Source organism: Sulfurisphaera sp. (genome assembly GCF_059755235.1).
The window spans coordinates 1-25,507 of record NZ_DBPRYF010000005.1 but is presented as its reverse complement, the minus strand read 5'-3'; the positions used below and the strand labels follow the sequence as shown (position 1 = coordinate 25,507).

The window sequence follows — 25,507 nt, the reverse complement described above, 5'->3', positions numbered from 1 at the left end:
CGGCTACACTCCAGCCCCTCACAGTAGCATCTCCCTCTCTGTCGCCAGAGAGTTCACCGACCTGATGGTCTTGGAAACTGGAGCCCACTGAATAATACGTATTGTACATCTCGTATTTAGGCTTATCTATCAATCATTCTAAAACACCATATTTCATATCAAACCATTATAAAAAACGAAACTGTTTCTGTACCCCTAAAAGTGAATACAAGCTACTTAAGTCACTATATGGGAATACTCCATATCTAACTGTAACGCTCTGAGTTGTATTGGTTGGATTTGCAACAGCTATAGAATAATTCCCTGGGTAGACTTTTGTTATTAGTACTTCTGAATTGTTTGCTATTAATCCAGAAGTATTAATTACTTGTAAGTAAAGGGTTGACGAGTTACTAATGAGATATATAGTATTGTTTGTGTTGTACTTAAAGTAAAACTATTACACTCTTTTGCGGAGGTATTTATATTTCTTTATAATTATTCTTCAGGGTTTTTCCCCATATCTCTATAATGTGGAGCATATATAGGTGTTAATAGATATACGCCTAGAAATATAACAATTAACAATGCACCTACGGTTAAAAATAAATAGTATCTGTTCATGATTCTTCCACTTCTAACTATAAAGTTTTTAAGCATAGATAATAAGAGTATCCCATGACCGGTGTTTACGAAATCTGTTGAGGTATTGGACACAACCTTAAGGGATGGAGCACAATCCGCGAATGTCTCTTTCACTTTAAATGATAAAATAAGAATAGCTTTAGCGCTGGATGAACTAGGTATAAATTATATTGAGGCTGGATGGCCAGGGTCAAATCCGAAAGATGAAGAATTCTTTAAGGAGATAAAGAAATACTCTCTTTCAAATGCAAAGATTGCTGCTTTTGGTAGTACAAGGAGAAAGGAGTACAATTCGAAAGAAGATCCCAACTTAAATGCAATAATAAAGGCTGATGTAGATGTTGCAGTACTTTTTGGAAAGTCATGGATCCTTCACGTCACAGATGTATTAAAAATAAAACCAGAAGACAACATAGAGATTGTTTATGATAGCATAAGTTACTTGAAGAGTCATGGTCTTAAAGTAATATTTGATGCTGAGCACTTTTATCAAGGCTTCAAAGAGGACAGAGATTACGCTTTAAAGGTTGTAAAAGCTGCTGAAGAGGCTAAGGTTGATGTAATCGCTTTAGCAGATACGAATGGCGGAAGTTTACCTTATGAGGTATATGAGATAACTAAGATTGTAACGAGTGAAGTTAAAACTAAAATAGGTTTACATATGCATAATGACTCTGGGTGTGCTGTTGCTAACAGCTTAATGGGTGTATTAGCTGGTGCAAGGCACGTGCAAGGTACTATAAATGGTATCGGTGAGAGGACTGGAAACGCTGATCTAATACAGATTATACCTAACCTAGCGTTAAAGATGGGGTTTGAAGTTCTTAAAGGAAGAGAAAGTTTGAAGAAGCTTAGAGAAGTTTCTAGACTTGTATATGAATTAGCCGGACTTCATCCTAATCCCTATCAACCTTATGTTGGTGATTTTGCATTTACTCATAAGGCTGGAGTACATGCTGACGCTGTAATGAAAGTTACAAGGGCTTATGAACACATAGACCCCTCTTTAGTAGGCAATTCAAGGAGATTTGTGATCTCCGAGTTATCAGGCACCTCTAACTTGGTAACATATCTTGAGAACTTGGGATTAAATGTCGATAAAAAGGACGAGAGATTAAAGAAAGCACTAAAGAGAATAAAAGAGTTAGAAAATAAGGGTTATAGTTTCGATTTAGCTCCAGCCTCAGCAGTTTTAGTTGCACTACAAGAACTAGGTTTGTACGAAAAGAAAATTGACGTAGAATACTGGAAGGTAATAAATGAGAGTGGTAATTTATCAATAGCGGTAGTGAAGGTTAACGGTCAGCTAGAGGTCTCGGAGGGAGTCGGTCCAGTAAACGCGGTAGATTTAGCATTAAGAAAGGCATTACAAAAAGTCTATCCAGAAATAGGTAATGTGAAATTGACTGATTATAGAGTGATTCTACCCGGAGAAATTAAAAACACCGAGAGCGTTGTTAGAGTTACAATTGAATTTACTGATGGTTTAATGACTTGGAGGACAGTAGGTGTTTCTAGTAGCGTAATTGAAGCTAGTATCCTAGCATTAATTAATGGACTTGATTATTATCTTCAGTACAAGAAGTTAAAAACTCTGAAAAATAATTAAATATATGCCGTGGGATCCGGGAGGAGCAGCGCAAAGTCAAAGCAAGCTTTACATTTACCTAAGGTTTTTGAGAATTGAACAGACTTTCTTTAGTTTACCTATGGCTTATATGGGAGCTTTTGTAGCTATAAAGAAGATTCCTCCGTTGTATATCTTAGTTCTCATTTTTATCTCGCTCTTCTTCTTAAGGACAGCAGGAATGACTAATGATAATTTGGCTGATAGGGAAATTGACGCGAAAAACCCTAGGACTAGGACTAGACCTTTAGTAACTGGTAAGATTTCTGTAAAAGAAGCAAAAATAATGATAACTCTCTCTCTAATAGGCTTCTTCGTCTCAGCTTATTTTGTAAATATATATGCATTCTTATTCTCACCTCTAGTGGCTTTAGTGGTAATGACTTACCCATATATGAAAAGATACACCGAGTTTGCTAATTATCAAATAGCAGCAGTTCAAGGTTTAGCCGTTTTTAGTGGTGCTGTTGCATCATTAGGTTTATATGTTTCCTCTTTATCTCAGCTTTTAGTGGGAATACCATGGTTTTTTATAATCAGTACAGTGTTTTGGGCTGTAGGTTTTGATTTATATAATCACATACCAGATGCAGATTTTGATAAACAGATGGGTTTGCATAGCTTTGCAGTCCGTTTAGGGAATAAGGCTTTGCCCTTTGCTGGAGTAAACCAAATTCTATCTGTAGTCTTAGCCTTTGCTGGTGATTTCTTCTATCATTTAGGTTACATAGCATATTCGGCTACGGTATTGCATGGTTTAATAATGGCTTACGCTTACTATTTGGCTTCAAGAGGGGATTTCGGAAGGGCTTTCTACTACAACATATATTCTTCAGTAGTTTTAGGAATAGGAGTAATATTAGCTGTAATTTTTTAAAATCAGACTCGGGTTCTCTCTTCATTTATCCGCTAAGGGCGGGCTTCATCACTCTAGTCCGCTAGTTATACAACTATTTCCCCATCCTTTCTTTAATCCTTGCTTGATTAAGTTTAAATATTCCTCTGAAGGTTTTCCTTTTGGTTCTCTATCGGACGAAACATAAGCATAAGCATAATATTCTTTTCCTTTTTCATCTTCTACCTTTATAACTTCTCTCATGTATTTTACAAGGTGATTTTCAGCTTTGTCAAGGGCGTTAAGCTCGTCTTCAAGCATAACGTAGATGTAACCGCATATTTTTCCATTAGGGTCCTCAATTAAGTTTGCACAATAGCCCCATCTACAAGGGATGTTAAATATCATTCTGTACCCTTTAGCGATCGTATTAATTTTCTTTAGTATTGTTTTTAGTCCTCTTTGCTTTAAGATTTCTTCGTTTGTATTTTCCGCGTAAGCAAAATAGTTCAGTATAACTGGCATTCTTACATATTTAGAGTAGTCTCCTTCTTCTATTTGGTCTCTTCCAGAAATATCTTGATTGTAAACATAAATGTAAACGTCTGAAAGAGAGTATCTTCTTCTGTCATCAAAGTAGACTTTTGTTTTTTCCCTGACGTAAAGATCATCCGGTTTTCCTCTGTAGTCCTCTACTTTATCTAGTAGGGCAATTGTTTCGTCGTCTATCTCATACACTTCACCGTAGATTACTCCTTCTCCTCTTACCACTCCAGGGTAACTTCCAAGATCATACATTTTATAGCCTTCAGTAAATGCCAACCCTACGAAGCGTGAGTTTTTAAGCAATCCATGTAGTTCGAAACCATATCTTAGTGAGCCATAAGCGAAAATATAAGGCATCACGATTCACCAACATACTCTGCCCATAACTCAAGTTCGCTTTTATCTAATTCTCTTTTTTTATTGTTACCCTCTATTATATAAGCATCTAATATAATTAACTCGTCGTTTTCTTTTCTTGTAACTATCTCAATTACTCTACTTGTTTCCTCATAGTCTTCATCTGAACTCATGGCCTCGCCGATAGAAGGAGGATTATATCTTATTATTATTATTTCTTCATTCTCCTCAATTATTTCATAACCAGAATTTCTTAATAATTCAAGGGATGAAAGTTTAATTTTTACCATTCTCTGAATACTTCTTTACTCTTAATTTTAAACCTTCCATCCTTATAACGATCACTTTATCCCCTTCGGATATTGGGTCTTCGGCTATAGCTTTCCACATTTCTCCTTCAATCATAATATATCCTTCTCCACCCTTAGGAATGTTTTCTATGGCTTTTCCAATTTTCCCAGCATATGAAAAAAAGTTTCTCTTTCTTGTCTTATATATTACGTAACCTATTCTGTACGAAATAAAACCCACTATAGCCATTGATGGGATTGCAACTATAGGGTCCGCGTACTGACCCGTGAGTATTAAGGCTGCTATGACAACTACAATGATTATAAGTGGAATTACAATATGACTTACCATAATACTTAATAGGCATAAGTCTAAAAATAACTTTATGAGAATTCTTCCGATATTTTTACTGCTATTTCTCACACTCATCCTAGTCTCTCCTTTAACATTCTCCCTTTCTACTTCAGCCTTTACTGTATCATATCCTATGGGTATTTCATTCTATTCTCTATTTTCCAATTATCTCACTGATATGGTTATGGGGGTTGTTAACATAACGTCAATGAATATTGGTTCATCGTATTTGCCTAATGGCCAATATCTAACATCTGGTAATGCATCTCTTCAGTTAAATGCAGTGGTAGACGGTACGTTTTGGGCTCAAGATGTAATTTTGTTTCACCAAGTAGCAAATAATAAGTTTGAAGCAACATTGGTTTTGAACTTGTGGAATTTTACCGGTCCATTTACCTCTAAGTTTAACGGAAGCGTTGCCACATATCAGGGTCTTGGAGTAATATGCTATGAAGGTCCTACTTATACAATAACTCTTCCATCTTCTATTTCCCTCTACATGTATATTAACAACTCAACGCTGTATTTCGCTTATAAAATAAATAATATTTCCGGTGTGTTCTACAAAGCTCCATTAGGTGGGGAGTTTTTAATTGGCGGTTTCTCGTTAGCTGGAGTGCCTAACGATTTGGAGTTTGTTTTTGGCGGGCCGGGGGGTGGAAGTGTTGTAGATATGAGTTTAGAAGGAACGATGAATTTATACTTTATGCAAAACGGGAAACTATCATTAGTTCCTTATGCCTATTCGATAGGTTTTGATACTGCTGAATCAGTTGTAGGGGTTCAGTCTAATTCTAATTTAACTAATTTATGGAAACCGAATGTTATACTCTCTTCCGGATCTGATGATGCTATTGTACTCTGGCCAATAGCACCTAATATTACTACCCATGAAAGGAACAATACTATATATGTTAACATGAGTGTTTATGGTAAGCCTTTGTCTAATGAACCAGTCATTATCGAAGACTTAGGTTTAAGTGGTCTAAAGCCTATAGCTCAGAATTATACTAACCAGTCAGGTTTCGCTGTTTTCCCAAATACGTCCCTTTCATTTTATGTTGTATATTATCCGGGTAATTTCACTCTATCCTCAAGCTATGTACCTTCTTCTCCCATATTTAATTCTATCATTCAACACATAAAAACGGCTTATGATAGTATGGTCAACTTTCTAAAAAGCTACAACTTTAAGAAATCAATTTCCTCCTTTTTCAATGGAGTTCGTAACAACGTTACATACACTCAGACTGAAGGAAGCATAAACTACACTATTTTGATCTATATTTTGGGGTTTAGTGCCGGTTTAGTTATTTCAGCTTTGCTGATAAGATTTAAACTTTGAAATAGAATATATAGTATGATACCAGCAGATTTAATTGTAGGTTTAGTTTTTCTATTTGTCATTATAATCATATTTTTGGCTATGTCTTTTAGGATAGTTGCTGAATGGCAAAGAGCTGTTGTTTTACGTTTAGGAAGAGTTTTAGGTGTTAAAGGTCCCGGTATAATATTCTTAATTCCTTTTGTTGACAGACCTTTAATAGTGGATTTGCGTATTGTTACAGTAGATATTCCTCCTCAGACTATAATAACTAAAGATAACGTAACAGTAACAATAGATGCAGTAGTATATTACAAAGTAGTAGATCCGCTTAAAGCAGTTGTAAGCGTAAGTAATTATGCTGCCGCTATACTAAACTATGCCCAGACTTCTCTGAGAGATATAGTAGGTCAAATGGATTTAGATGAAATTTTGACTAAAAGGGAAGAGATAAACAAGCGTCTTCAAGACATTTTAGATACCACGACAGAAGGTTGGGGGATTAAGGCCACACAAGTAACTGTAAGGGATATAAGAATATCACCAGAGCTTTTATCTGCTATAGCAGAACAAGCAAAGGCAGAGAGATTAAGAAGAGCTAAGATAATTCTCAGTGAAGGAGAAAAGCAGGCATCAAATATATTAGCGGAAGCCTCAATATCATATCAGAATAATCCAGTAGCGCTTCAATTGAGATTTCTGGAAATGTTATCAGACATATCACAAAGAGGTAATTTAGTCATTATAGTTCCTGCAGGTCAAGAATTATTCGCAACTCTTTCAACACTAAAAACAGTAACACCAACCAAACCACAGTAATCAGGTGGACTAGGAGATATCACCAATCAAATTGTGGTCTTTTCATCATTTACTCTTTTTTATTATTTCTTTATTTACTAGTATATATGGATGAAAGACAAGAAGTCCTTATAAAATTAAAACAAGCAGTGGATGTTTTTATAAGTGATGAAAGGTCTTACTTACTTATCCCAGAAATAAGGACTAATATAGGTTATGCGTTGAGTAATGCAAATACTGTTGATGACGTTGCAGCGATTCCCGGTAGACTTACAGTTGCCTTTAATAGAGTTATTTATTGCTTACCGCCCGCTTTCGGTGCGTCTGATCATGTTGCTAGGGTAATTCTAACAGCCATGAAATATGATAAGGAAAAAAGAAGTGTAATAAATATAAAATATTATGATGAAATAGTTAAAAATCTTCCTAGTGACAATACTTTTCTCTTTAACAGGAAAGAAGAACCAGAAGAGAGTAGGAAAAGAGAAGGACATACAATGAACTACATGATGGAATTAGCTTACAAGAAGTTAGGGAAAATTCCAGAGTATGTGGTAGATCTTGGTGAGCATGGAAAAGAACCTACTATATTTGTAGTAGATGTAGATCCTTTTACAGTTATAAAGAAAACATTAGAGCTACTTAGTTTTCTCAAATAAATCTATTAACTCTTTTTTACAGTTTTGCAATATTTCTGAGATTTGTTGGATCTTTTGATCATCTATGGCCTCTTTATTGACATACATTAAATAGCCTATTTCAAATAGAACATCAATTATATTCTTCTTTATGGGACTAGATTCAGAGAATAAATTCTCTCTTTCTTTTTTAATCTTGCTATATTCTATTTCCCCCTTCTCAGTCAATTTATAGTACTTTTTTCCATTTTCTTCATAACTTTCTACCAAGCCTTCCTTTATTAAGGATTTCAAAACAGGGTAGATTGAACCAGGACTAGGTTTATAAAATCCTCCCGTTTTCGATTGTATAGTTTTAATTATCTCGTATACATACATCTGCTTTTCAGATAAGCATGATAATACAAGAGACCTAAGTGCACCTCTCTTTATTCGTTCAAGCGATATTTTTCTCATCATTTTAACATTAACATTATACCTAAAAATAATTTAGCATCTTTTTAATACACTACTTTTAGGGTAATCCTAAACTTCATAAAATAAGTTTTTATGGAATAAAGGATAAAAACGTCTGATGAAAGTCTTAGTTGTTGGCGCTGGTAATGGAGGAACTGTTGTAGCTAATTCTTTAGCAAGAAGAGGGATTGATGTTACCGTAATAGAGCCATCAGAGTATCACTACTATCAGCCTGGTATAGTGGATGTAGCGATGGGATTAGAGAAAGAAGATGCAATAAGAAGAAGAGTTTCAGATTTATTAAATCCTAGAGTAAGATTAATAAAAGATAGAGCAGTAAAAGTTGATGTAGAAAATAGAAAAGTTGTTACACAAAATGGGACAGAGGTTAACTATGACTATTTAGTTTTGTCCCCTGGAGTAGTGAATAAAGATATTGGTCTTCCGCATTGGCACACCCTTGATGGAGCAATTAAAATGAGGGAGATGATCAACTCTTTCCAAGGTAATAAAATAGTTGTGGGATACTTTGGAGTTATAAAATGTCCTATGGCACCTTTTGAGTTTGCTTTCTTGTTAAGACAGAGATTTCCTAAGGCAAACATAACATTGATAAACCCTGTAGCTCAACCACCAGAATTACAAAAGCCAATGGCAGAGAAATTAGGTAAAAGGTCTAAAGAACTAGGAATTAATGTAATGAGAGGAATTAAAATTAAAGAAGTTGACAAGGAAAAGAAAGTTATATACACAGAAGACGGACAAACTTTAGATTATGACCTTGCACTAATTGACACTCCAATAAAGGTTGGGAACGAGTTCTCAAACCTTGTTGATCAATCCGGTTTTATTCCCGTAGACAAGGACACTCTAAACTATAAAGGCTATTCAGATGTTTATGTTGTAGGTGACGCAACAAACATATTATCTCCACCGAAGACTGGTAGTATCGCGCACTTCCAAGCTGTTTTAGTTAGTGAAAATATTGCTAATGAAATACTTGGATACGAGAAAAAGAGATTCGACGGGAGAGCTATGTGTGCTGGATATTCTGGATACAACGAGGGGATGTTTGTGTATATGGATTATCAGAAAAGTAAAGCGTTAGGCCCTTCGACCCTTTATCATTCGGCTAAAAAGAGTTTTACCCAGTTGTACTGGTATACGCTAACGGGGAAAATCGATTTCATGCTAGATTTTGTATCGAGATTTGTAGGTAGCACTTTAAATAAAGGAAATTAATCTCTTTTAATAATTAAATAAATCTAGGTTCTTAGCTTCTCTTCTTCAAAAGCTCTATGAAAGTTCTATATGTCATCTAAAAAAGCTCAACTCTATTGAGTCAGTGGTGGTCCGACAATCATCAATCAGTAGTGCTTGGCATCATCATACTCAGAAATTGAAAAATTAAATCACCTTTCATTCGGGGTGGAACAACATCATCGTTTTTTATTCCGAACACTATTTTTAACTTATGATATTAGATGAGATTGTCGAGGAATTAAAATTTTCTATTAAAGATAAGAAGATCATAAACACTTGTGTTGGTGTAACATATACAGCTACATTACTAAATGACGGTAGTTTAGGGATAGCTCACACTATATCAGATGGCACTAACTCTTTGGGCGGAGAACTTTTAGGATTGAACTTAGAAGAAGTGATTTCTTCGTTAAAAAATAATTCTTTAGAGAGGGGTATTCTTCTATCAATATTGAATGCCGTTAGCAAAATACCGAATCCGCAGAGCGGTGATCCTATAGATACACTTGAAGGGGGGAAACTATGTGTATTTGGTTATGCACCAAAAATCGACACGACGAAGTTTTCCTCAATTATTGTATATGATTTTCTAGCTAATGAAGAGAAGAAACTAGGTAAGATTATTTTAAAGCCTTTTTCATCGTTTGTTAATGAATCATGTGATTCTGCAGTAGTCTTTGGTTCAGCTTTAGTTAATGGGCAAATAGATAAAATTGTGAAATCAATTTCATCAAATAACTTAGTTTTAGAGGGAATATCATCAGTGTTTGCTCCAAGGACTTTAAAGAATTATGGCTTTAACATTATAGGTAAAATAGAAGCAATAGATAAACTAAAGGTTTTCAGAATAATATGTGAGGGTGGAGATCCATCTAAAATATCGTTATATTCTAATAAAATTTACACTAAAATCTAAAATAAATTGAACTCTATTTGGTCCAATGATTGGTAACAGTTGCCCTTATAACTAAAGTCTTCTTGTTGGCATCCGTTGTCTTTAACTACCTCAACTCTAATATCGTTCTTAATCTCTTTTTTACTCTTTATTAATTCATTTATTTTCACATAAGCTATTGCGACTCTTGAGAGAACCCTTATATCTGTGCCTAATGTGTAAGCAATTTTCAGTGCTTTTTCCGCTTTCTCCTTAATTTTATCGTCTCCAGTTATTGCCCATAATTTGGATAAGAATATTGAAGCTTCAGCATTAGCTAAAGGCTCATAATATTCGTGTTTTGTAAAAGGATCTTCTTGGGGGTAATCTCTAAAACCTAAGTCACTTTCCAGGTTCTTTATAGTCCATTCATATATTTTTAACGCTATTTTTAGGAACTTTTCATCAAATGTCCTCTGATATAATGTTAAAAGAGCTGTTCCAGTTACCGCCTCATCAATAAGCAATCCCTTAACTTCCTTTTTCTCGCTTCTGTACACAACCCCATCTTCAGTAATTCTATCAATAAGCTTATCTTTTACATCGGCAATGTTGTAAATAGTTTCTAAGGCTAAGATGTTAGTATAATTATCATCTAATTGCCCTTCAAGCTTGCCTGTAAGTAAAAATTTACCTATAGGATCTGCGGGTAAGATTATGCTTAAAGCTTTTTCATAGTCTTTATGAATTTTTGAGTAAAAAAGAAAGAATTCAATTCCTCTAAAATCTATCGGATTTCCGTCCATAGCGAAATTTATTACATCGAAGAACTCTGCAACGTTTATATCTTCAACCTTTTCTGGTTTAGGAAATATAACTCTTTGTAATTCCTTTCTTCTCTCATATATCTCTCTTAGTTTTTCTTGAATATAATCAATATCTATTGATTCTATAACTGAAATTAATTTTCCCTCATTATCTACTATACTTAAAGCTGGTACTATACCCCTACTTAGTCTCACTGTATATTGCAAATATTCATTTGCGTTTACTTTGAAAAGAAAATACTTTTGGGATATAGGAAGTTTCTTAACTTTTTCAAATAACTCGTCACAGATAGTACAGTTATCGGAGGTGAATAAAACGCCAACTAGCTTGTCGTAAAACTTAGCGTCTGAAAAGACTTTTTCACTAATCATACGTACCGCAATATTTATTTAGAAATTAATATTTTACTCTGTTGATGAGTAGTAGACCACAAACCAAATGGAATTGTGGATTATGCGGAAAACCAATATACTGGGACGAACTATTCACGTTCTTGTCAAACAAAGCAGTAGTACACTACACTTGCCTGAGAGAAAAAGCAATGAAAACAAGTAAAGTAAGCCCAGATGTACTAAGTGTAGTTTTAGACTCGCTAGAAGATGAGTTAAATAAGATCGTAGTATATAAGCAAAGGTTAGGAAAAGTAGGGAATAATGAAGAAGTGAAAAAGGTACTAGATCAAACGGAAAAGGACGCTGAAAAGAACTCAGCCCAACTAACAAGGTTAGTAGAGAAACTGAGTGACGTTCTTTCTTAAAATGGTATTATCAAATCGTTATAAGCCTAATATTTTTTATGCTCTTTCGTATAAAGCTATTATTTAAATGAATGTTAAACTAGTTTCTTATACTAAAGACGGTGAAAGGGCTATTGCTATAGCCGCAAAGATGAGCAGGAGCAGAAAGGGTTGGGATTATCATGAAAGAACAATGGCAGACGAAGAGATTGAAACATGGATTAAAGATGCAATTCTTCACGGTTATTGGAGTACTCTTGAGCACTCTGTTTATACTTTTTCAATCGAGGGAATAAGTAGGGTAGCATCTCATCAATTGGTTAGACATCGTATAGCATCTTACACGCAAATGAGCCATAGGTTTGCAAAACCCGTTGATGAATACTATAAACCCGTTATACCTCCTTCAGTTGAAAAGAGAAATGAAGAACTCTTGAAGGAGGCATATAAACAGGCTTATGAGAACTACTATAAGCTCCTCGAATCTGGAGTACCAGAAGAAGACGCTAGGTATGTTCTGCCAAATGGTGTAAACACAAACATCGTTGTAACTATGAATGCTCGTGAACTGTATAACTTTTTCGCCCTTCGTCTCTGTTCAAGGGCACAGTGGGAGATTAGGGCTGTAGCGTGGAAAATGCTTGAGGAAGTTAAGAAAGTTCATCCACGTCTTTTTAGGTATGCTGGGCCTAACTGTATTATTCACGAGAATTTTATCAGAGAAGAACCAATAACGCTCGACGAAGTATTTAACAATAATAAATTGGAGTTTATATCACAGCGTTGTATTGAAGGAGTAGTTAGAGATGGGATATTAAAGTGTATAAGAAACTCTAAACAAGTTTTGAATAGTTTAAAATAAATCCACTTTTTTAGATTCGTCCACAAAAAATACTCTAAATCTATTTTTGATTTTAAATTACCCTATTCTAACAATTAGTAGAAAAATATATTAGGCCTTTACGATATCTATCATTGATGGCACTAACTCAAGCGCTCCTAGCATTTGGACTTCCACTCGTTCTATTTCTATTGGCGGGATACGGGGGTTATAAGATATTATCTCTGGTTGTACCGAGTGAATACAACCCAGTAAAGGTAAGTAGGTTTGAGGCTGGTAATATTCCTTATGGTGAAGGGAGACTCTGGTTCCCATTACAATATTATGGTTACATCTTGATTTATACATCAATTGAACCAATAGTTGTATTATTTTTTGCTATTGCTGAGGCAGCGTATTCTTCATCATTTCTCCTATTTAGGAATCTTTTAATAATTATATTATCAAGTATTGTAATCTTATACCCAATACTTTATTACGCGGTTAAGCAAGTAAACATTATTGAAAACTGGTTAGTCAGGTGAATATTATGGCTCAACAATCTACTCCTCAATCAGTTTTAAACAACGTCATCTCACAAGTAACAGCTAAGTTCAAAGTTGTAGCAAAGGCTGAGAATGATAGAAGAGGATTTATACAAGTTGATAAATCTCAGATTCTTCAAGTAGCAGAGTTTCTGAAAAGTTTAGGATATGACCATGTAAAATCGGTTACTGGGATAGACTATCCTGATACAAAGGAGTTTGAAGTTGTTTATCATATTTCGTCGTATTCTAATATTGATTTAGCTAGAACAATTCTAGCTCTTAGGACTAGGACTAAGTACGAGGATCCAAAAGTGCCGTCTCTTTACTCGATCTGGGAGAGTGCGTGGATTGGAGAGAGAGAGACTTATGAAATGCTTGGAATAATATTTGAGGGGCATCCAGATTTGAGAAGATTGTTTTTACCAGAGGACTTTGAAGGAGTTTATCCGTTAAGGAAAAGTTATAAAATGAAAACGGAGGGGTTGTTTGTTGACAAGTCAGGCTGATTATCCTTCTGGAATGGAAATTGAGATTGTACCAATGGAAGGAGAGCTAAACGTAGGTCCGCAGCACCCTGGATCAGGCCATATGAGGATCTATGTAAAACTTAATGGTGATATAATAGTTGATGCTGAGTTAGATCCAGGGTATGTTCATAGAGCAGTGGAGAAATTGAGTGAGATTAGAACTTATATGCAATTAATTCCTCTAGTTGAAAGACCTGCAATTTTAGATTCCACACATATGAATTTAGGTTATGTGATGGCTGTAGAAAAAATTTTAGGTGTTGATGTGCCTGAAAGGGCTTTATATTTACGCACATTAGCAGCTGAGGTTAATAGAATAGCTAGCCATTTATATGGCACGGGCATACTTTCCATATTTTTAGGTCATTCTACAGGTTTCATGTGGGGGTTTGGAGATAGAGAGGTTTGGGTAGAAATTTTACAAGCATTGACTGGTGCTAGGGTAACTAATTCTTATATAATCCCGGGTGGAGTAAGAAGGGACTTAACACCGTCCATAAAAGAAATGATTGAAAAAGCCATCGAATATCAGAAAAGAAAGATCCAAGATTGGTATAAAGTATTTGTAAGAAACCCTAACATTAGAGACAGATTAGAGAATGTAGGTGTTATGACAAGAGAAAATGCCATTAAATGGGGAACTGTTGGGCCCGATCTAAGAGCCGCTGGCGTTTATTATGATGTTAGAAAAATTGAGCCCTATGCTGCCTATGACAAAGTGGACTTTGAAGTTCCAGTCTATAAGGAGGGGGATGCATATGCAAGACTTTTGGTAAGATTTGCGGAAATAGAGCAAAGTATGAGAATTTTAGAGCAAGTTATAAAGAATATCCCAGAGGGAAATATTCTGAGTGATAGGTTCTTCAAACAAATTCCTCCAACTAGGTTGAAGAAACATTGGGAAGGACAAAGAAAGGTGGTGTTTCCAGGTTATTATGCTTCTTTTAGACCACCAAAAGGTGAGGCTGTATCTAGAGTTGAAGCTGCTAGAGGTGAGTTATTATACTATGTAGTTAGTGATGGATCAGCCCATCCTTACCGACTAAGAATGATTACCCCATCTTATAGAAACATATATGTTTTTGAACAGCTTGCCAAAGGTAGTCGTTACGCAGATTTAGTTGCAATTTATGGAAGTTTGGATTATTTCCCTCCGGAGGCGGACAGGTGATGATTGATATACTTTCTGCAATAAAATATTATTTCTTTTATCCATCATTTTTTTCCGTTATTATATTTCCTGGATTAATTTTTACTACAATAATTTTATTGCTTACTATATGGTTTGAAAGGAAAGTCGCAGCAAGAGTTCAGATGAGAATTGGTCCTTTATATGTGTCTAAAAGGACAGGAGGAATTTTGCAGTTAGTAGCTGACGCATTAAGGCTAGTTTTTTCGGAAATAATAATACCAGTTGGGGTCAATCCTACTCTTTACGTTTTAGCTCCAGCGTTTGTAATAGCCTTTGCATTTATTCCAATGGCTCTTATACCATTTTCAGTTATACCAGAGACAGGCTCTATACTGTCCCCATATTTCAACATCTTTTATGATAATGAGATAGGTAAGGGAGTTTTTGTTGGCTATTTTGTTCCTTATAATATGGTTCTTATTTTAGGCTTAGCATCTATAGTCCCTATATTTATCTTATTACAAGCTTGGGCTACAAATAATAGGTTTGCAATATTAGGGGCTGTTAGAGAGGCATTACTTTCAGTATCTTATGATGTTCTTTTAGTGATGTCTCTAGCTGCTGTAGCGATTGAGTATCACACGTTAGATATTGCTAAAGTGGTAGAGTCCGGTATACCCGGAATAGTTGCTAACCCATTAGCTGCAATAGTGTTCTTGGTAGGTATGTTGATGGGTACTGGAAGGTTTCCTTTTGAAATAGTGGAGGCTGAAAGTGAATTGGTGGTCGGTCCTTCAACTGAGTATAGTGGTTTTCTATTCGTTTTAGCAATGGGCGGAAGCTATATCTCGACATTTGCTTTAGCATTTGTATTCTCCGATGTATTTCTAGGAGGTTGGTTGCCATTCACTGGTTTGCCTGGGGCACTTTGGAATGTAATAAAGGCTATTTTAGTTCTCTGGTTTACTGTATTTTTAAGAAGTGTTTATGGTAGATATAGGATAGATCAGGCCCTTAGGGGCTCATGGAAATACATGCTCCCCGTAGCTTTTGCATCATTAGTTTTAGGTTTGGTGGTGGGATGGTTATGGATAAGGTAAGAGAATATAAAAAGGAAAACAATCCGTTTAGGTTATTTGCAGACCATTTAAACGCAATAGGTACTGGAATAAAGTATCTTATTAAACCGCAGAGGATTACGTTAAAGTACCCTGAAGAGTCGCTAACGTTACCTACGGGATATAGAGGAATGATAAGGCTTTACAAGGACGTTTGTATAGGATGTACTCTATGTGCTTTAATATGTCCTGCTGATGCAATGAAGATGGTTACAGAGAGTGGTAAGAAGTTCCCAACTATAAACTACGGCAGATGTGTATTCTGTGGTTTTTGTGTAGATGTGTGTCCCGTAGATGCATTAAAAGAGACTAGAGTTCATGACGCAGTATTCACCAACAGAAGAGACTTAGTCTTCAGACCAGATAGATTTGACCAAGATTTTGATCAACCTGCTCCTTCTCAAGGTATAGTAAAGAAAGTTAAAGCAGTAATAGATGAGAAAAAGGGGATTAAGTATGTCCCTGACGAATGATTTTGTTATAGGCTTCTTTACTTTTTTTGGAGTAATTAGTATAGTGGCTTCTTTGTTTATAACTAGACAAAAGAATGTATTTTATGCTGCTGTAGCTCTTGTTTTTCTCGGTATCTCTGTAGCGGCCATGATAGCTTTACTAAACACGTCCTATTCTTTTTACTCCGCTTTTCATATTTTACTTTATGTAGGCTCTACTGTAGTGTTTTTAGCAATATCCTTAGTGATGTTTAGAGGTCTTGATGTTAAAGAGGTTAAAGTCCCTTGGGCTCCTCTAGTAGCTCTTGTTGTCGGAATACTCATATTTCTGGATCTATCAGTAAGTTTCTCTAGCATAACACCGTCTACTGTAGTTAGCTCTTTTAGTCTTCAGACATTAGCAAATGACATTTTACAAAATTACTGGTTTCCAGCAATAATTATCATAATTGCTTTATTAACTACAATGATTGAAGCAATTACACTTGCAAGGAGGGATTAAGATGGATGCTCTAGTCTCTTACTATGGTTTAGTTGTTGGCGTAATAATAGGGAGTATAGGAATATATGGCTTATTAAACAGTAAAAACATGGTAAGGATTCTACTGTCTTCTGAGATTATTTTTAATTCAGCTATCTTGCTAGTTTTTTCTGCTTCTTCATTACTTGGTAGGACATATCTCCCAATTGTTTTTTCAATTTTTGCAGTTAGTATGGGTTTGGTTGAGGTTGTTGTAGCATTTGCTGCAATAATCCTATACTATAGAAATAAGAACTCTTTAGAGGTGGAGTAAATGATTTCCCTCTTTATTTTCATAATATCCTTCGTTCTCGCTTCAATAATATTTTTCTTTAAAGATAAAAAAACTGCAGCTTTAGTCTCATTTATATCTATCTTAGTTAATGTATACTTCTTATTCAGATATGGATTATTCTATGAGTTTTTCGTTACTAACTATATAGGAAATTTTGGTTTTACCGTAAATGATCTAGATTACCCTTTTGTTATAACGATTTTAGTTGTTACCCTAGTAACTGTATATTACTCCTTGAGGTATATGGATAAAAGATTCCATGAGTTGGGATATGGAAATTGGGGTGTTTATTTTGCTTTGTACTCTTTGTTTGCTATCTCAATGTTCTACACAGTTATTTCCACGAACTTATTAGAACTTTATATATTCTTAGAAATTTCGCTAGTCTCATCATTCTTGTTAATTATGCTCTATGGATATGGTGATAGGAGGAGAATAAGCCTCTTATACTTCATTTGGACACACGTAGGTACAATACTGACATTATCATCAATTGTAATACTAGGTCTAGTTAGCGGAAGGATGGACATATATAGTTCATTCGGCCATCTTTACAACTACTCGGTGATTTCATATGCACCATTAGTATTTATCGTAGGAGTAATAGGAATGTTAGTAAAAGGAGCTCAAGCAGGATTTAATATATGGCTTCCATACGCACATGGCGAAGCTCCAACACCTATATCAATATTGTTGAGTCCAAACATGGTAGGGCTGGGAATTTTTGTAGTTATAATTTACTACTACTTATTCCCTGCATTTTCTTACATTGCTCCTTTGTTTATAGGCTGGGCAGTAATTACGATGATATACGGCGGTTTGAATGCTTTAGCCCAGAGAGACTTTAAGAGATTCTTGGCATATTCAAGCGTTTCTCAAATGGGTTATATGCTCTTAGGTGCCTCGGTTGCATTCTATCTTGGGTTAAACTCATCAGTTATGGATTTACCATTAGGTATATTGGCTTCTGTTCTTATTTATGCCTCCCATGGTTTTGGAAAAGCTCTACTTTTCATGAGTGCTGGTGCAGCTATTACTGAATTAGAAGAAAGAGATATTGAAAAACTTGGTGGATTATATCTAGTTTCTCCGCTTCACTCAACATTGGCGTTTATAGGGCTTCTTAATATTTTAGGTTTACCACCAACAATTGGTTTAATTAGTGAAGTTCTTCTACTTTTATCTGCTGGTCAACTCGTCCCACTGATTGGAGAAGGTTTCTTTGTTTTACTTGTAGCCCTACTCATGATAGCAATTGGAGTGTCTTCGGGTTATGCTACATACTTATTTAAGAGAGTTTATGCTGGTATTAAGGAGATAAAGACAAGTGTTGATAGGGTAAATGAATATTCAATCTCGATGATTATTGTAGCAATTGTTAGCATGATTTTCTTCTTTTTCCCTCAACTTTTAGTCCACTCAATCAGTAACTTTATTCAGATACTTCCGAGTTCTTCATTGTCACTTTTCCTCATCGTATTCTTACCAGCTATAGGCTCTTTTCTCTCGCTAGTTATTCCAATGCATCAAGATGCTAGAGGAGGATTGGTAACAGGGCTGATTGGCATTTCAATGATTTTAGCTATAATTAATTTAATTAACTCCTTACATACTAACCTATTTTCCCCCGGAACTGGTTATACAGTTTTTAGCTACTTCACTTTTAGCTCTTCATTATTACAAGCACTCTTAGGAGTTTTTGTTTCATCTCTTGCTTTCTTTATATCTATGTATAGTATTGGCTATATGAAGGAAGATAATGTACTGAGGAGGTACTGGGGTTTCTTCGGCTTCTTCGTTTCTTCGATGTTAGCTGTGATATTCTCCGATAATATACTACTGTTTTTGGCTGGTTGGGAGGGGACCAGTCTAGCATCTTATGGTTTAATTAGTTATTGGTTAGATGATAACGATAGAAATGTAGTAGGAGATTTTGGTAGAAAAGTTTTTGGCATACAATACTTGTCTAGACCAACAACTAGCGGTATTAGAGCTATGATATTTACTAGAATAGGTGATGTAGGTCTAATAATGGCTTTGGGATATCTACTTTATCTGACTAATTCAACAGATTACTCTGGAGTAACTACAATTTACGACGGGTTATTTGCAGTATTTCCAAAGTTATTCACATTGCCTTATGCTTGGCTAATTCTCTTGATATTGTTTTTAGGTGGTTTAGGAAAAAGCGCACAATTCCCGTTAACTCAATGGCTATTGACTGCAATGACAGGTCCCACTCCAGTTAGTGCCTTAATACATGCTGCCACAATGGTCAATCTAGGCGCCATCTTGACTTTCTTCATTTATCCGTTCTTAGTCTACCCAAGCCCTCAAACCACACTTTTCATGTCAATTATGGTAGGGATATCTATGTTCACAGCAATCTACACAAGCACTTCAGCAGTAGCATCAAATGAGCAGAAACTTATTTTAGCATACTCGACTGCTGACCAAATATCCTTAATGATTTTATCATCATCTATTGGAGGTCTATTAGCTTCGATTTACTCAAATACAAGCTTCTTAGTTGATGGAGTATTGATTGGTTTAATCCAAATGTTTGCACACGGTACATATAAGGCATCACTATTCATGAATGCTGGTAGCGTAATACACTTTACTGAAAACAGATATGTAGGCGTGTTTAAATCTCTATACAAGAAGATGACTAGTGTGTTTGTATTACAAGTTTTAGCTGCACTTAATTTAGCTAGTATTCCTCCACTTATTGGTTTTTGGGCTCACGATTTGATCGGAGTATTGGTTTCAAATACTCCAGTCTTCTATCTCTATGTGTTAACAGAATTCCTAGGTGGTCTTTACATCATACGATATATAATTAAGGCATTTTTATGGAAGAATGGTGAAGAATTACATGAAGAAGGGCATGTTCATCCATTAATGATAATAGCTCCAGCCGTGTTAGTTTTAGCTTCAATCGTACTAGGTGTGTTATTCTTACCATCACTAGTCCCATTCTTTACTAGTATTGGTTTAAGTAGTTCTTACATAACATATGATTTACCGTCTTTATCTTTAGCTATCGTAGGAGTAGTATTGGCTTTAGCATTATATCTAAACGGGTTAGATTTAGGTAAATATAGAAGTGTAACCCCCTTAGTTGATTTCCTGTACTACGGTTGGTTTGTTAATCCTGCTTTTGACAAGTTTGGAATTGCAAGTTATAGCTTTGCGAGAGTGCTATATCAGAAATTTGAATATGGAGTAATAGATATGTCATTAAATATTCGCTTACCTCAAGGGATTATAAGAGCTGGAAATAGTATATTTAGAAGAACAGAAACTGGCGTACTGAGGGATTATATTTTTATGTACTTAATAGGGCTTATAATACTAGCCATATTAGCTATTATTTTCTTAATGGAGGTGTAGAGCAATGATGTATTTAGATTATATACCAATAGTCTTACCTTCAATCCTAATAGTATTTTCATCTATAGCAGTTTTGTATTTAGACAATGGGACTAAGAAGGGGTATTTAAGTGCAATTGGTCTTTCTCTAGCAGTCCTCATGGTTTCATTCCTTGTATTCATAATATTCTATGCTCTAGGCTACTATAACTACTCGTTGTTCGCAAATACTCTGTACATCTCTAATTTTGGTTACTTCATCTCTATCTCGGCCTTATTAGCAACAATAATAACAATATATGGCGGAATTACACATTTGGAGACTTCTAGGACGAGAGCATCTTTTCTTTCATTGGCCATGCTAACTGACTTAGGAGTCATTTATCTTTCATTCTCTTATAATGTTATATCAATATTAGCTTCATGGGGAGTAGCCTCAGCAGCAACCTATGTAATTGCTTTAATCAGAAAGGACTATTCCTCAACTATTGCTGGAGTTAAATACCTTATTATGGGACTTCTTTCTAGCTCACTTATGGTCTTAGGTTTTGCATTTTATATTCTAGGTATAGGTTCACTATCTTTAGATGCTTCAATAACATACCAAACTCTAACAATTCTAGGAATTATAATCCTGTCAGTAGCGTTTCTCTTTAAAATTGGAGCATTTCCATTCCAAGCTTGGTTACCTGATGTCTATTCAATGTCTGATAGGGTTTCAGTAGCTTTTGTGTCTAGTGTGGGAAAGATAGTTGGTATTGCACCACTCTTAGATGTAATTTACTTCTTAAAGCCAACCGGAGAGCTAGCCTTAGCAATTTTTGTAGTATTTGCAGTAGTAACTATCATGAGCTTGATTTTTGGAAATACTGTTGCTTTTTCTAGGCAAGATTTTGCTTCTATGTTGTCCTACAGTAGTGTAACACAAGTAGGTTTTATGCTAATAGCTATAACCATGTTACCTTACAATGCTAGTGTTGCTGTTGGTGGTTTAATGGTTTATCTACTAGCTTATTCTATTGCGCAAGCAGGGCTTTTTATTGCTTTATCTCACATAGAGAAAGTTTCAGGGACGAGTTATATTGAGGGTTTCAGAGGAATGAGCTCTTCAGATAAAGTCTTAGCTTTTGGTGTAACTGTGTTGTTACTTAGCCTTCTAGGAATTCCTCCAATACTAGGTTTTTGGGCAAAGTTGTTTGTTTTAGAGGCTTCATTCTCTCAGCCATGGTTGACCGTTATAGGATTTCTTGCTAGTGCTGTGTCTGCAGGTTATTATATTCCACCAATTAGAGAAATATTCAGAGAAGGTGAATTTAAGATGGTAAATTCTACAGAAAGGGATGCAACAATTATAGCATCAGTTTTAAGTATAGCTTTAGGTATAGTAGCTCCATTGATAGTAGGTGTTATAGTTTGATAAAGGTCGCAATTTTTGGAGTGGGTAATGTTGCAAGTGCGCTTTTACAAGGACTCGAGTGGATAAAACAAGGAAATGTTTTACCTGGTTTATTACCTCTTTCTATTCCTCCAAGTGAAATTGAAATAGTGAAAGCATTCGATATTGATAAGAGAAAAGTTAGTAAAAAGCTTTCTGAAGCTATATTTCAGAAGCCAAATGTTGTACAAAAATATGTTGATGTTAGTTCTGATGTGATAGTCGAGAGAGGTCCTACTTTAGATGGAACTGATGGTCTTCTTTCTAATATTATTGAAGAGTCAGAGGAACCTCCAGTAGACGTGGTAAATGAGCTAAAAGGGATTGATGTTGCAATAAGCCTTTTACCTGCAGGCACACAAAAAGCAAATGAGTATTATGCAGAATCTTCGCTTTTTTCCAATGTTGCGTTTATAAATGCAACGCCAGCTGAGATTGTTTCATTTTACTCACAGAAATTTGCTGAAAAACGAATTCCACTTTTTGGAGACGACTTATTAAGCCAAATCGGAGGAACAATTCTTCACACTGGTATAATCGAGTTTTTAAAGAGTAGAGGCGTTCGCGTTACCAGAACTTATCAGATTGATATATCTGGTACTACAGAAACTTATGTAACGTTAGAAGACTGGAGAAAAGATCTAAAGAAAGGAATTAAGAGTAACTTTATTGCTTCTCATGATAATAATATCCGAGTTATAGCAGGTACTTCTGACTATGTTGAATTTCTTGGTGATAGGAGAGTTAGTTACATGGTTATTGAGGGTACTTACGCGTTTAATATTCCTTTACGTATTGATATCTCTTTTAAATCTCAAGATGCTCCAAACGCTGTAGCCCCTCTTATTGATTTAATTAGGTTAGCTAAATTATCAAAGGATAGAGGAATTGGTGGGAGTATACCTCAGATATGTGGTTACTATTTTAAGAGACCGCCAAAAATATATCCCTCTTTGGATGAAGCTAAAAATGAGCTAAATAATTTTGTGAAAATGATGACAGAACCCCGGCTTGATTGATGATATCGCCGTGTGAGAGCTGAACTATACTACAATTATTTCTGCTTCGTCTATTAGTTTTTTATAATCTATGTTAGCTTCTTCTTCAGCTTTTATCACTTCATCTAAGTTAGCACTAGTTGTAGCCTTACCAGATATTGCACAGTACTCTGGCAACTTAGACGAAAAATTAAATGTGCCTACTTTTTTAGACAACTCTATTATTTCGTCTTTGTCAAACCCTATAAGAGGCCTAAATATTGGAATATTTATATTATACTCAGTAACGAATAAGTTTTTCATAGTCTGTGATGATACTTGTGACAGTGATTCACCAGTAGTTACTGAATAAGCATTAATCTCTTTCGCCAATAGCTGAGCCGTCTTGTACATGATCCTTTTTAGAACAACGACTCTTATGTACTTATTTATGTTAGCCAATGCTGTAAGTACTTTTACTCCATCAATAAAATAGATCTTTATCTTGTGCCCGCTGTTCCATTCGGAAAGAATTTTTGCTTCTTCCGTTACTATATTTTTATGCAAATCTCCACCAAGTTTAAAGTTAAGTAATGTAACTGAAGCTCCTCTTTTCATCATCATCCACGTAGCTACTGGGGAATCAAACCCTCCAGAGAAAAGTACTACTGTCTTTCCAGTTGTACCAGTAGGAAATCCTTTTGCTCCTTCAAAAATCTTGTCATAAATGTATGCATAATCTTGTCTAATATGGATGTATATTCTTATATCGGGGTTTTCCAGGTCTACACCAGAAGAGTAAGGGTAAAGCGCGCTTCCTACAGCTTTTGCTACATCAAGGCTTGTAAAAGTATGTTTTCCAACCCTTCTCACCTTAACTGCAAATTTCTTTCCTTTGACTGCTTCAGCATATTTGTTTTTCACATATTCAACCAGCTCACTCAAACTTGAAAAAGAAATTACATCGACTGGAGAATAAGAGGCAATTCCAAAGACCTTACTCAGTTTATCATAACTTCCCTCTACGTCAAGTATTATATAACTTTGATCTATACTCACATGTTCTACGTTAATTACATTTTTTATGTTCTGAATCAATGCATGTTCAAAGTTCAACTTAGACTTAGGCGACTTAACTCCTAGTTCTCCCGAAAGTCTAACAAGGATTATCATTATAATCGTTACTTCATTGTTCAACTTTAAATAACTTCTCTATAGGTTTAAGTACTCCTCTACTATCAATATCCACGGTAAAGTAGGCTATCCACGAACCTAATAGCCACCCGCCTACAATGTCAATAGGCCAATGAACTCCTACATAAACTCTGGAGTAAGAAACTATTAGTGCTTCTATCATAAAAGGTATCCATAGCCACTTTGGTGATGTTTTAAATAGAACCATTGCTCCATCCCCTACTATTAATGCATGACCAGACGGATAACTGTAGTCTGTCGGTTTAGGGACTAATAAGTAATCTGGAGAAATATAGTAAAAGGGTCTTAATTGAGCCATTAATATCTTCCCTGCTTCACCCAATATTATAGATATTATAAATGATGTAGCTAGAACTATTGCTATTCTTCTTGTCTTTTTAAATACTAGAAGAATAGCAGTCAAAGGAATCCAGATATATTCTCTTCCATATTTAGAAAAGAAAACGAAAAAAGAGTTTAGAAGGCTAACTTGGTGGTAATTAATTAGCTTAAAGATTTCAGCATTTAAAGGGAAGTTGTTTTCCCCAACAATTTTTAAATAAATAGATATAATTACGAAGATAATCAAAAGGATCCAATATTTACGCATAAGAGAGAATAGACTAATTTTTCCTTATAAGTTTATTACCAACTCAGATTTGGCTGTTTATTAAAGTGTTTTTAATTTATTAGTTGAAAGAACCTAATTTTGGGTAAAAGTTTAAAAATACTTTTTAGTGATGGATGACTGAGGCAAAACGAAGGGAATTTCAAATGTTGTGTTCGGAGCAGTTGCAATAATATTATTAATAATAGCAGCAATAGGTTTTTATGAATATTCAAGTGTTTCAGGTAAATACTCCTCTCTTCAATCTTCCTATTCTTCATTAAGTAGCCAGTACACGTCGTTGCAAAATATAAGTAGCCAATATATGTCACTACAGTCAAAATATCGTCAATTATCTAATAACTATACAGCACTAGAGTCAATGTATAATACTCTTCTACAATACCTTAAGGGCAATCAAACATTAGTGAATATGTATAAGACGTTATACATGCAAGCTGAACAGAACCTAAGCAAAATTCAAGTATCAGCATCATCTTCTGGTATGGAAGGAGGGCTTTAGCAGTGATAATGCAATTTTATGACGGAATAGCAATTGAAAATCCTTCAGATGCAACACCATTCCTAGCACCAAACTTTACAGCAACAATTCAAGGTGTACCGTTCTCTGGAACATACAATTTATCAACATTCAACTCAACGTGGTTATCTAATTTCTTCTCTAGATACGAAACAGTTTACTTCTACACAACACGATTCAGCGATAAATTTAAATATTTTTAGCTACTGTTAAATCTTTTGAGGCTAGGCTGGATGAAGCTCCCTCTGATGATGCGCAATGCGTGGAGGGAGGAGTTGACAGCAAAACCTCAAATGGGAGGCTCATGGCGTTAGCCTCGACTGGGCTCCATGCGGTGTGGTTGAAGCTGATGATACTACACCTAGGGCTAACCCAGACCGTGGATCGAGAAGTATCAAGAAGTATCTAGAAATG

Annotated in this window: 28 protein-coding genes; 21 read left to right on the top strand and 7 right to left on the bottom strand. The window is 35.3% G+C overall.

The window, feature by feature from the left end; genetic code table 11:
- Positions 1 to 664 precede the first annotated feature (664 nt).
- Positions 665 to 2,233, top strand: coding sequence for a citramalate synthase (cimA, locus tag AC3OCB_RS00365; protein ID WP_498340157.1), 1,569 nt, complete (start codon positions 665 to 667; stop codon positions 2,231 to 2,233).
- Positions 2,234 to 2,237: 4 nt separating this feature from the next.
- Positions 2,238 to 3,128, top strand: a complete 891-nt coding sequence (locus AC3OCB_RS00360; RefSeq protein ID WP_498340156.1) for a 4-hydroxybenzoate octaprenyltransferase — start codon at positions 2,238 to 2,240, stop codon at positions 3,126 to 3,128.
- Between the two features lie 48 nt (positions 3,129 to 3,176).
- Here the strand turns inward: AC3OCB_RS00360 and AC3OCB_RS00355 are convergent, their stop codons facing one another.
- From AC3OCB_RS00355 to AC3OCB_RS00345, 3 genes are read right to left on the bottom strand one after another with little or no spacing between them, the layout of a single operon-like run.
- On the bottom strand, positions 3,177 to 3,989 hold the full coding sequence (locus AC3OCB_RS00355) for a gamma-glutamylcyclotransferase family protein (protein ID WP_498340155.1): 813 nt from the start codon (positions 3,987 to 3,989) through the stop codon (positions 3,177 to 3,179).
- Positions 3,989 to 4,279 (bottom strand): hypothetical protein, encoded by a 291-nt coding sequence (locus tag AC3OCB_RS00350; protein ID WP_498340153.1) that lies wholly within the window; start codon positions 4,277 to 4,279, stop codon positions 3,989 to 3,991. The genes AC3OCB_RS00355 and AC3OCB_RS00350 overlap by 1 nt, the downstream gene beginning before the upstream one ends.
- Positions 4,266 to 4,631, bottom strand: a complete 366-nt coding sequence (locus AC3OCB_RS00345; protein ID WP_498340152.1) for an NfeD family protein — start codon at positions 4,629 to 4,631, stop codon at positions 4,266 to 4,268. Before AC3OCB_RS00345 ends, AC3OCB_RS00350 begins: the two co-directional genes overlap by 14 nt.
- 34 nt (positions 4,632 to 4,665) lie before the next feature.
- Here AC3OCB_RS00345 and AC3OCB_RS00340 point away from each other — a divergent pair, with 34 nt between their 5' ends.
- The 3 genes from AC3OCB_RS00340 to AC3OCB_RS00330 all read left to right on the top strand — a co-directional run bounded on the left by AC3OCB_RS00340 (position 4,666) and on the right by AC3OCB_RS00330 (position 7,415).
- Positions 4,666 to 5,979 carry a thermopsin family protease gene (locus tag AC3OCB_RS00340; protein WP_498340151.1) on the top strand — a complete coding sequence of 438 codons (1,314 nt, stop codon included), beginning with the start codon at positions 4,666 to 4,668 and terminating at the stop codon, positions 5,977 to 5,979.
- Positions 5,980 to 5,994: 15 nt separating this feature from the next.
- Positions 5,995 to 6,777 (top strand): slipin family protein, encoded by a 783-nt coding sequence (locus tag AC3OCB_RS00335; protein ID WP_498340150.1) that lies wholly within the window; start codon positions 5,995 to 5,997, stop codon positions 6,775 to 6,777.
- Between the two features lie 86 nt (positions 6,778 to 6,863).
- Complete coding sequence (locus AC3OCB_RS00330; RefSeq protein ID WP_498340149.1) at positions 6,864 to 7,415, top strand: thiamine-phosphate synthase family protein; 552 nt, start codon at positions 6,864 to 6,866, stop codon at positions 7,413 to 7,415.
- On the opposite strand, the gene AC3OCB_RS00325 is transcribed toward AC3OCB_RS00330, so the two are convergent.
- Positions 7,395 to 7,853, bottom strand: coding sequence for a PadR family transcriptional regulator (locus AC3OCB_RS00325; protein ID WP_498340147.1), 459 nt, complete (start codon positions 7,851 to 7,853; stop codon positions 7,395 to 7,397). The two genes, AC3OCB_RS00330 and AC3OCB_RS00325, sit on opposite strands and share 21 nt — an antisense overlap.
- 115 nt (positions 7,854 to 7,968) lie before the next feature.
- Between AC3OCB_RS00325 and AC3OCB_RS00320 the strand changes: the two genes are divergently transcribed.
- Together AC3OCB_RS00320 and AC3OCB_RS00315 are read left to right on the top strand one after the other, a co-directional pair.
- Positions 7,969 to 9,093, top strand: coding sequence for an NAD(P)/FAD-dependent oxidoreductase (locus AC3OCB_RS00320; protein WP_498340146.1), 1,125 nt, complete (start codon positions 7,969 to 7,971; stop codon positions 9,091 to 9,093).
- 232 nt (positions 9,094 to 9,325) lie between these two features.
- Positions 9,326 to 10,030 carry a Rossmann-like domain-containing protein gene (locus AC3OCB_RS00315; protein ID WP_498340145.1) on the top strand — a complete coding sequence of 235 codons (705 nt, stop codon included), beginning with the start codon at positions 9,326 to 9,328 and terminating at the stop codon, positions 10,028 to 10,030.
- Here the strand turns inward: AC3OCB_RS00315 and AC3OCB_RS00310 are convergent.
- Positions 10,027 to 11,187: a hypothetical protein gene (locus AC3OCB_RS00310; protein ID WP_498340144.1), complete on the bottom strand. Its 1,161-nt coding sequence runs from the start codon at positions 11,185 to 11,187 to the stop codon at positions 10,027 to 10,029. The two genes, AC3OCB_RS00315 and AC3OCB_RS00310, sit on opposite strands and share 4 nt — an antisense overlap.
- Positions 11,188 to 11,231: 44 nt before the next feature.
- On the opposite strand from AC3OCB_RS00310, the gene AC3OCB_RS00305 reads away from it, so the two are divergent.
- The 12 genes from AC3OCB_RS00305 (at position 11,232) to AC3OCB_RS00250 (ending at position 22,793) form a co-directional block, all read left to right on the top strand.
- On the top strand, positions 11,232 to 11,573 hold the full coding sequence (locus tag AC3OCB_RS00305; RefSeq protein WP_498340143.1) for a DUF2175 family protein: 342 nt from the start codon (positions 11,232 to 11,234) through the stop codon (positions 11,571 to 11,573).
- A 67-nt stretch (positions 11,574 to 11,640) separates the two neighbouring features.
- The gene (thyX, locus tag AC3OCB_RS00300) at positions 11,641 to 12,414 is read left to right on the top strand and encodes an FAD-dependent thymidylate synthase (RefSeq protein WP_498340142.1); all 774 of its coding nucleotides are present in this window, start codon (positions 11,641 to 11,643) and stop codon (positions 12,412 to 12,414) included.
- 116 nt (positions 12,415 to 12,530) lie between these two features.
- Entirely contained in the window at positions 12,531 to 12,917 is a 387-nt protein-coding gene (locus tag AC3OCB_RS00295) for an NADH dehydrogenase subunit 3 (RefSeq protein WP_498340141.1), read from the top strand.
- Between the two features lie 5 nt (positions 12,918 to 12,922).
- The gene (locus tag AC3OCB_RS00290; protein ID WP_498340140.1) at positions 12,923 to 13,426 is read left to right on the top strand and encodes an NADH-quinone oxidoreductase subunit C; all 504 of its coding nucleotides are present in this window, start codon (positions 12,923 to 12,925) and stop codon (positions 13,424 to 13,426) included.
- Positions 13,427 to 13,439: 13 nt separating this feature from the next.
- Positions 13,440 to 14,618 (top strand): NADH-quinone oxidoreductase subunit D, encoded by a 1,179-nt coding sequence (locus AC3OCB_RS00285; RefSeq protein WP_498340165.1) that lies wholly within the window; start codon positions 13,440 to 13,442, stop codon positions 14,616 to 14,618.
- A 2-nt stretch (positions 14,619 to 14,620) separates the two neighbouring features.
- Positions 14,621 to 15,679, top strand: coding sequence for an NADH-quinone oxidoreductase subunit NuoH (gene nuoH / locus AC3OCB_RS00280; RefSeq protein ID WP_498340164.1), 1,059 nt, complete (start codon positions 14,621 to 14,623; stop codon positions 15,677 to 15,679).
- Positions 15,667 to 16,170 carry an NADH-quinone oxidoreductase subunit NuoI gene (nuoI, locus tag AC3OCB_RS00275; RefSeq protein WP_498340138.1) on the top strand — a complete coding sequence of 168 codons (504 nt, stop codon included), beginning with the start codon at positions 15,667 to 15,669 and terminating at the stop codon, positions 16,168 to 16,170. The genes nuoH and nuoI overlap by 13 nt, the downstream gene beginning before the upstream one ends.
- Positions 16,154 to 16,651 carry an NADH-quinone oxidoreductase subunit J family protein gene (locus AC3OCB_RS00270; RefSeq protein WP_498340137.1) on the top strand — a complete coding sequence of 166 codons (498 nt, stop codon included), beginning with the start codon at positions 16,154 to 16,156 and terminating at the stop codon, positions 16,649 to 16,651. The genes nuoI and AC3OCB_RS00270 overlap by 17 nt, the downstream gene beginning before the upstream one ends.
- A 1-nt stretch (position 16,652) precedes the next feature.
- A complete protein-coding gene (locus AC3OCB_RS00265) occupies positions 16,653 to 16,943 on the top strand; it encodes an NADH-quinone oxidoreductase subunit NuoK (protein WP_498340136.1) in 291 nt (96 codons plus the stop codon).
- Positions 16,944 to 20,360: a proton-conducting transporter transmembrane domain-containing protein gene (locus AC3OCB_RS00260; RefSeq protein ID WP_498340134.1), complete on the top strand. Its 3,417-nt coding sequence runs from the start codon at positions 16,944 to 16,946 to the stop codon at positions 20,358 to 20,360.
- 7 nt (positions 20,361 to 20,367) lie between these two features.
- A complete protein-coding gene (gene nuoN, locus AC3OCB_RS00255; RefSeq protein WP_498340163.1) occupies positions 20,368 to 21,756 on the top strand; it encodes an NADH-quinone oxidoreductase subunit NuoN in 1,389 nt (462 codons plus the stop codon).
- A complete protein-coding gene (locus tag AC3OCB_RS00250; protein WP_498340133.1) occupies positions 21,753 to 22,793 on the top strand; it encodes an inositol-3-phosphate synthase in 1,041 nt (346 codons plus the stop codon). Before nuoN ends, AC3OCB_RS00250 begins: the two co-directional genes overlap by 4 nt.
- Positions 22,794 to 22,817: 24 nt before the next feature.
- Here the strand turns inward: AC3OCB_RS00250 and thiI are convergent, their stop codons facing one another.
- Both thiI and sepP read right to left on the bottom strand, forming a co-directional pair.
- Complete coding sequence (gene thiI, locus AC3OCB_RS00245; RefSeq protein ID WP_498340162.1) at positions 22,818 to 23,924, bottom strand: tRNA uracil 4-sulfurtransferase ThiI; 1,107 nt, start codon at positions 23,922 to 23,924, stop codon at positions 22,818 to 22,820.
- 13 nt (positions 23,925 to 23,937) lie between these two features.
- Positions 23,938 to 24,555: an undecaprenyl-diphosphatase SepP gene (gene sepP, locus AC3OCB_RS00240; RefSeq protein ID WP_498340132.1), complete on the bottom strand. Its 618-nt coding sequence runs from the start codon at positions 24,553 to 24,555 to the stop codon at positions 23,938 to 23,940.
- 169 nt (positions 24,556 to 24,724) lie between these two features.
- Here sepP and AC3OCB_RS00235 point away from each other — a divergent pair, with 169 nt between their 5' ends.
- Both AC3OCB_RS00235 and AC3OCB_RS00230 read left to right on the top strand, forming a co-directional pair.
- Complete coding sequence (locus AC3OCB_RS00235) at positions 24,725 to 25,075, top strand: hypothetical protein (protein WP_498340131.1); 351 nt, start codon at positions 24,725 to 24,727, stop codon at positions 25,073 to 25,075.
- Positions 25,076 to 25,077: 2 nt separating this feature from the next.
- On the top strand, positions 25,078 to 25,296 hold the full coding sequence (locus AC3OCB_RS00230; protein ID WP_498340129.1) for a hypothetical protein: 219 nt from the start codon (positions 25,078 to 25,080) through the stop codon (positions 25,294 to 25,296).
- Positions 25,297 to 25,507: the final 211 nt, after the last annotated feature.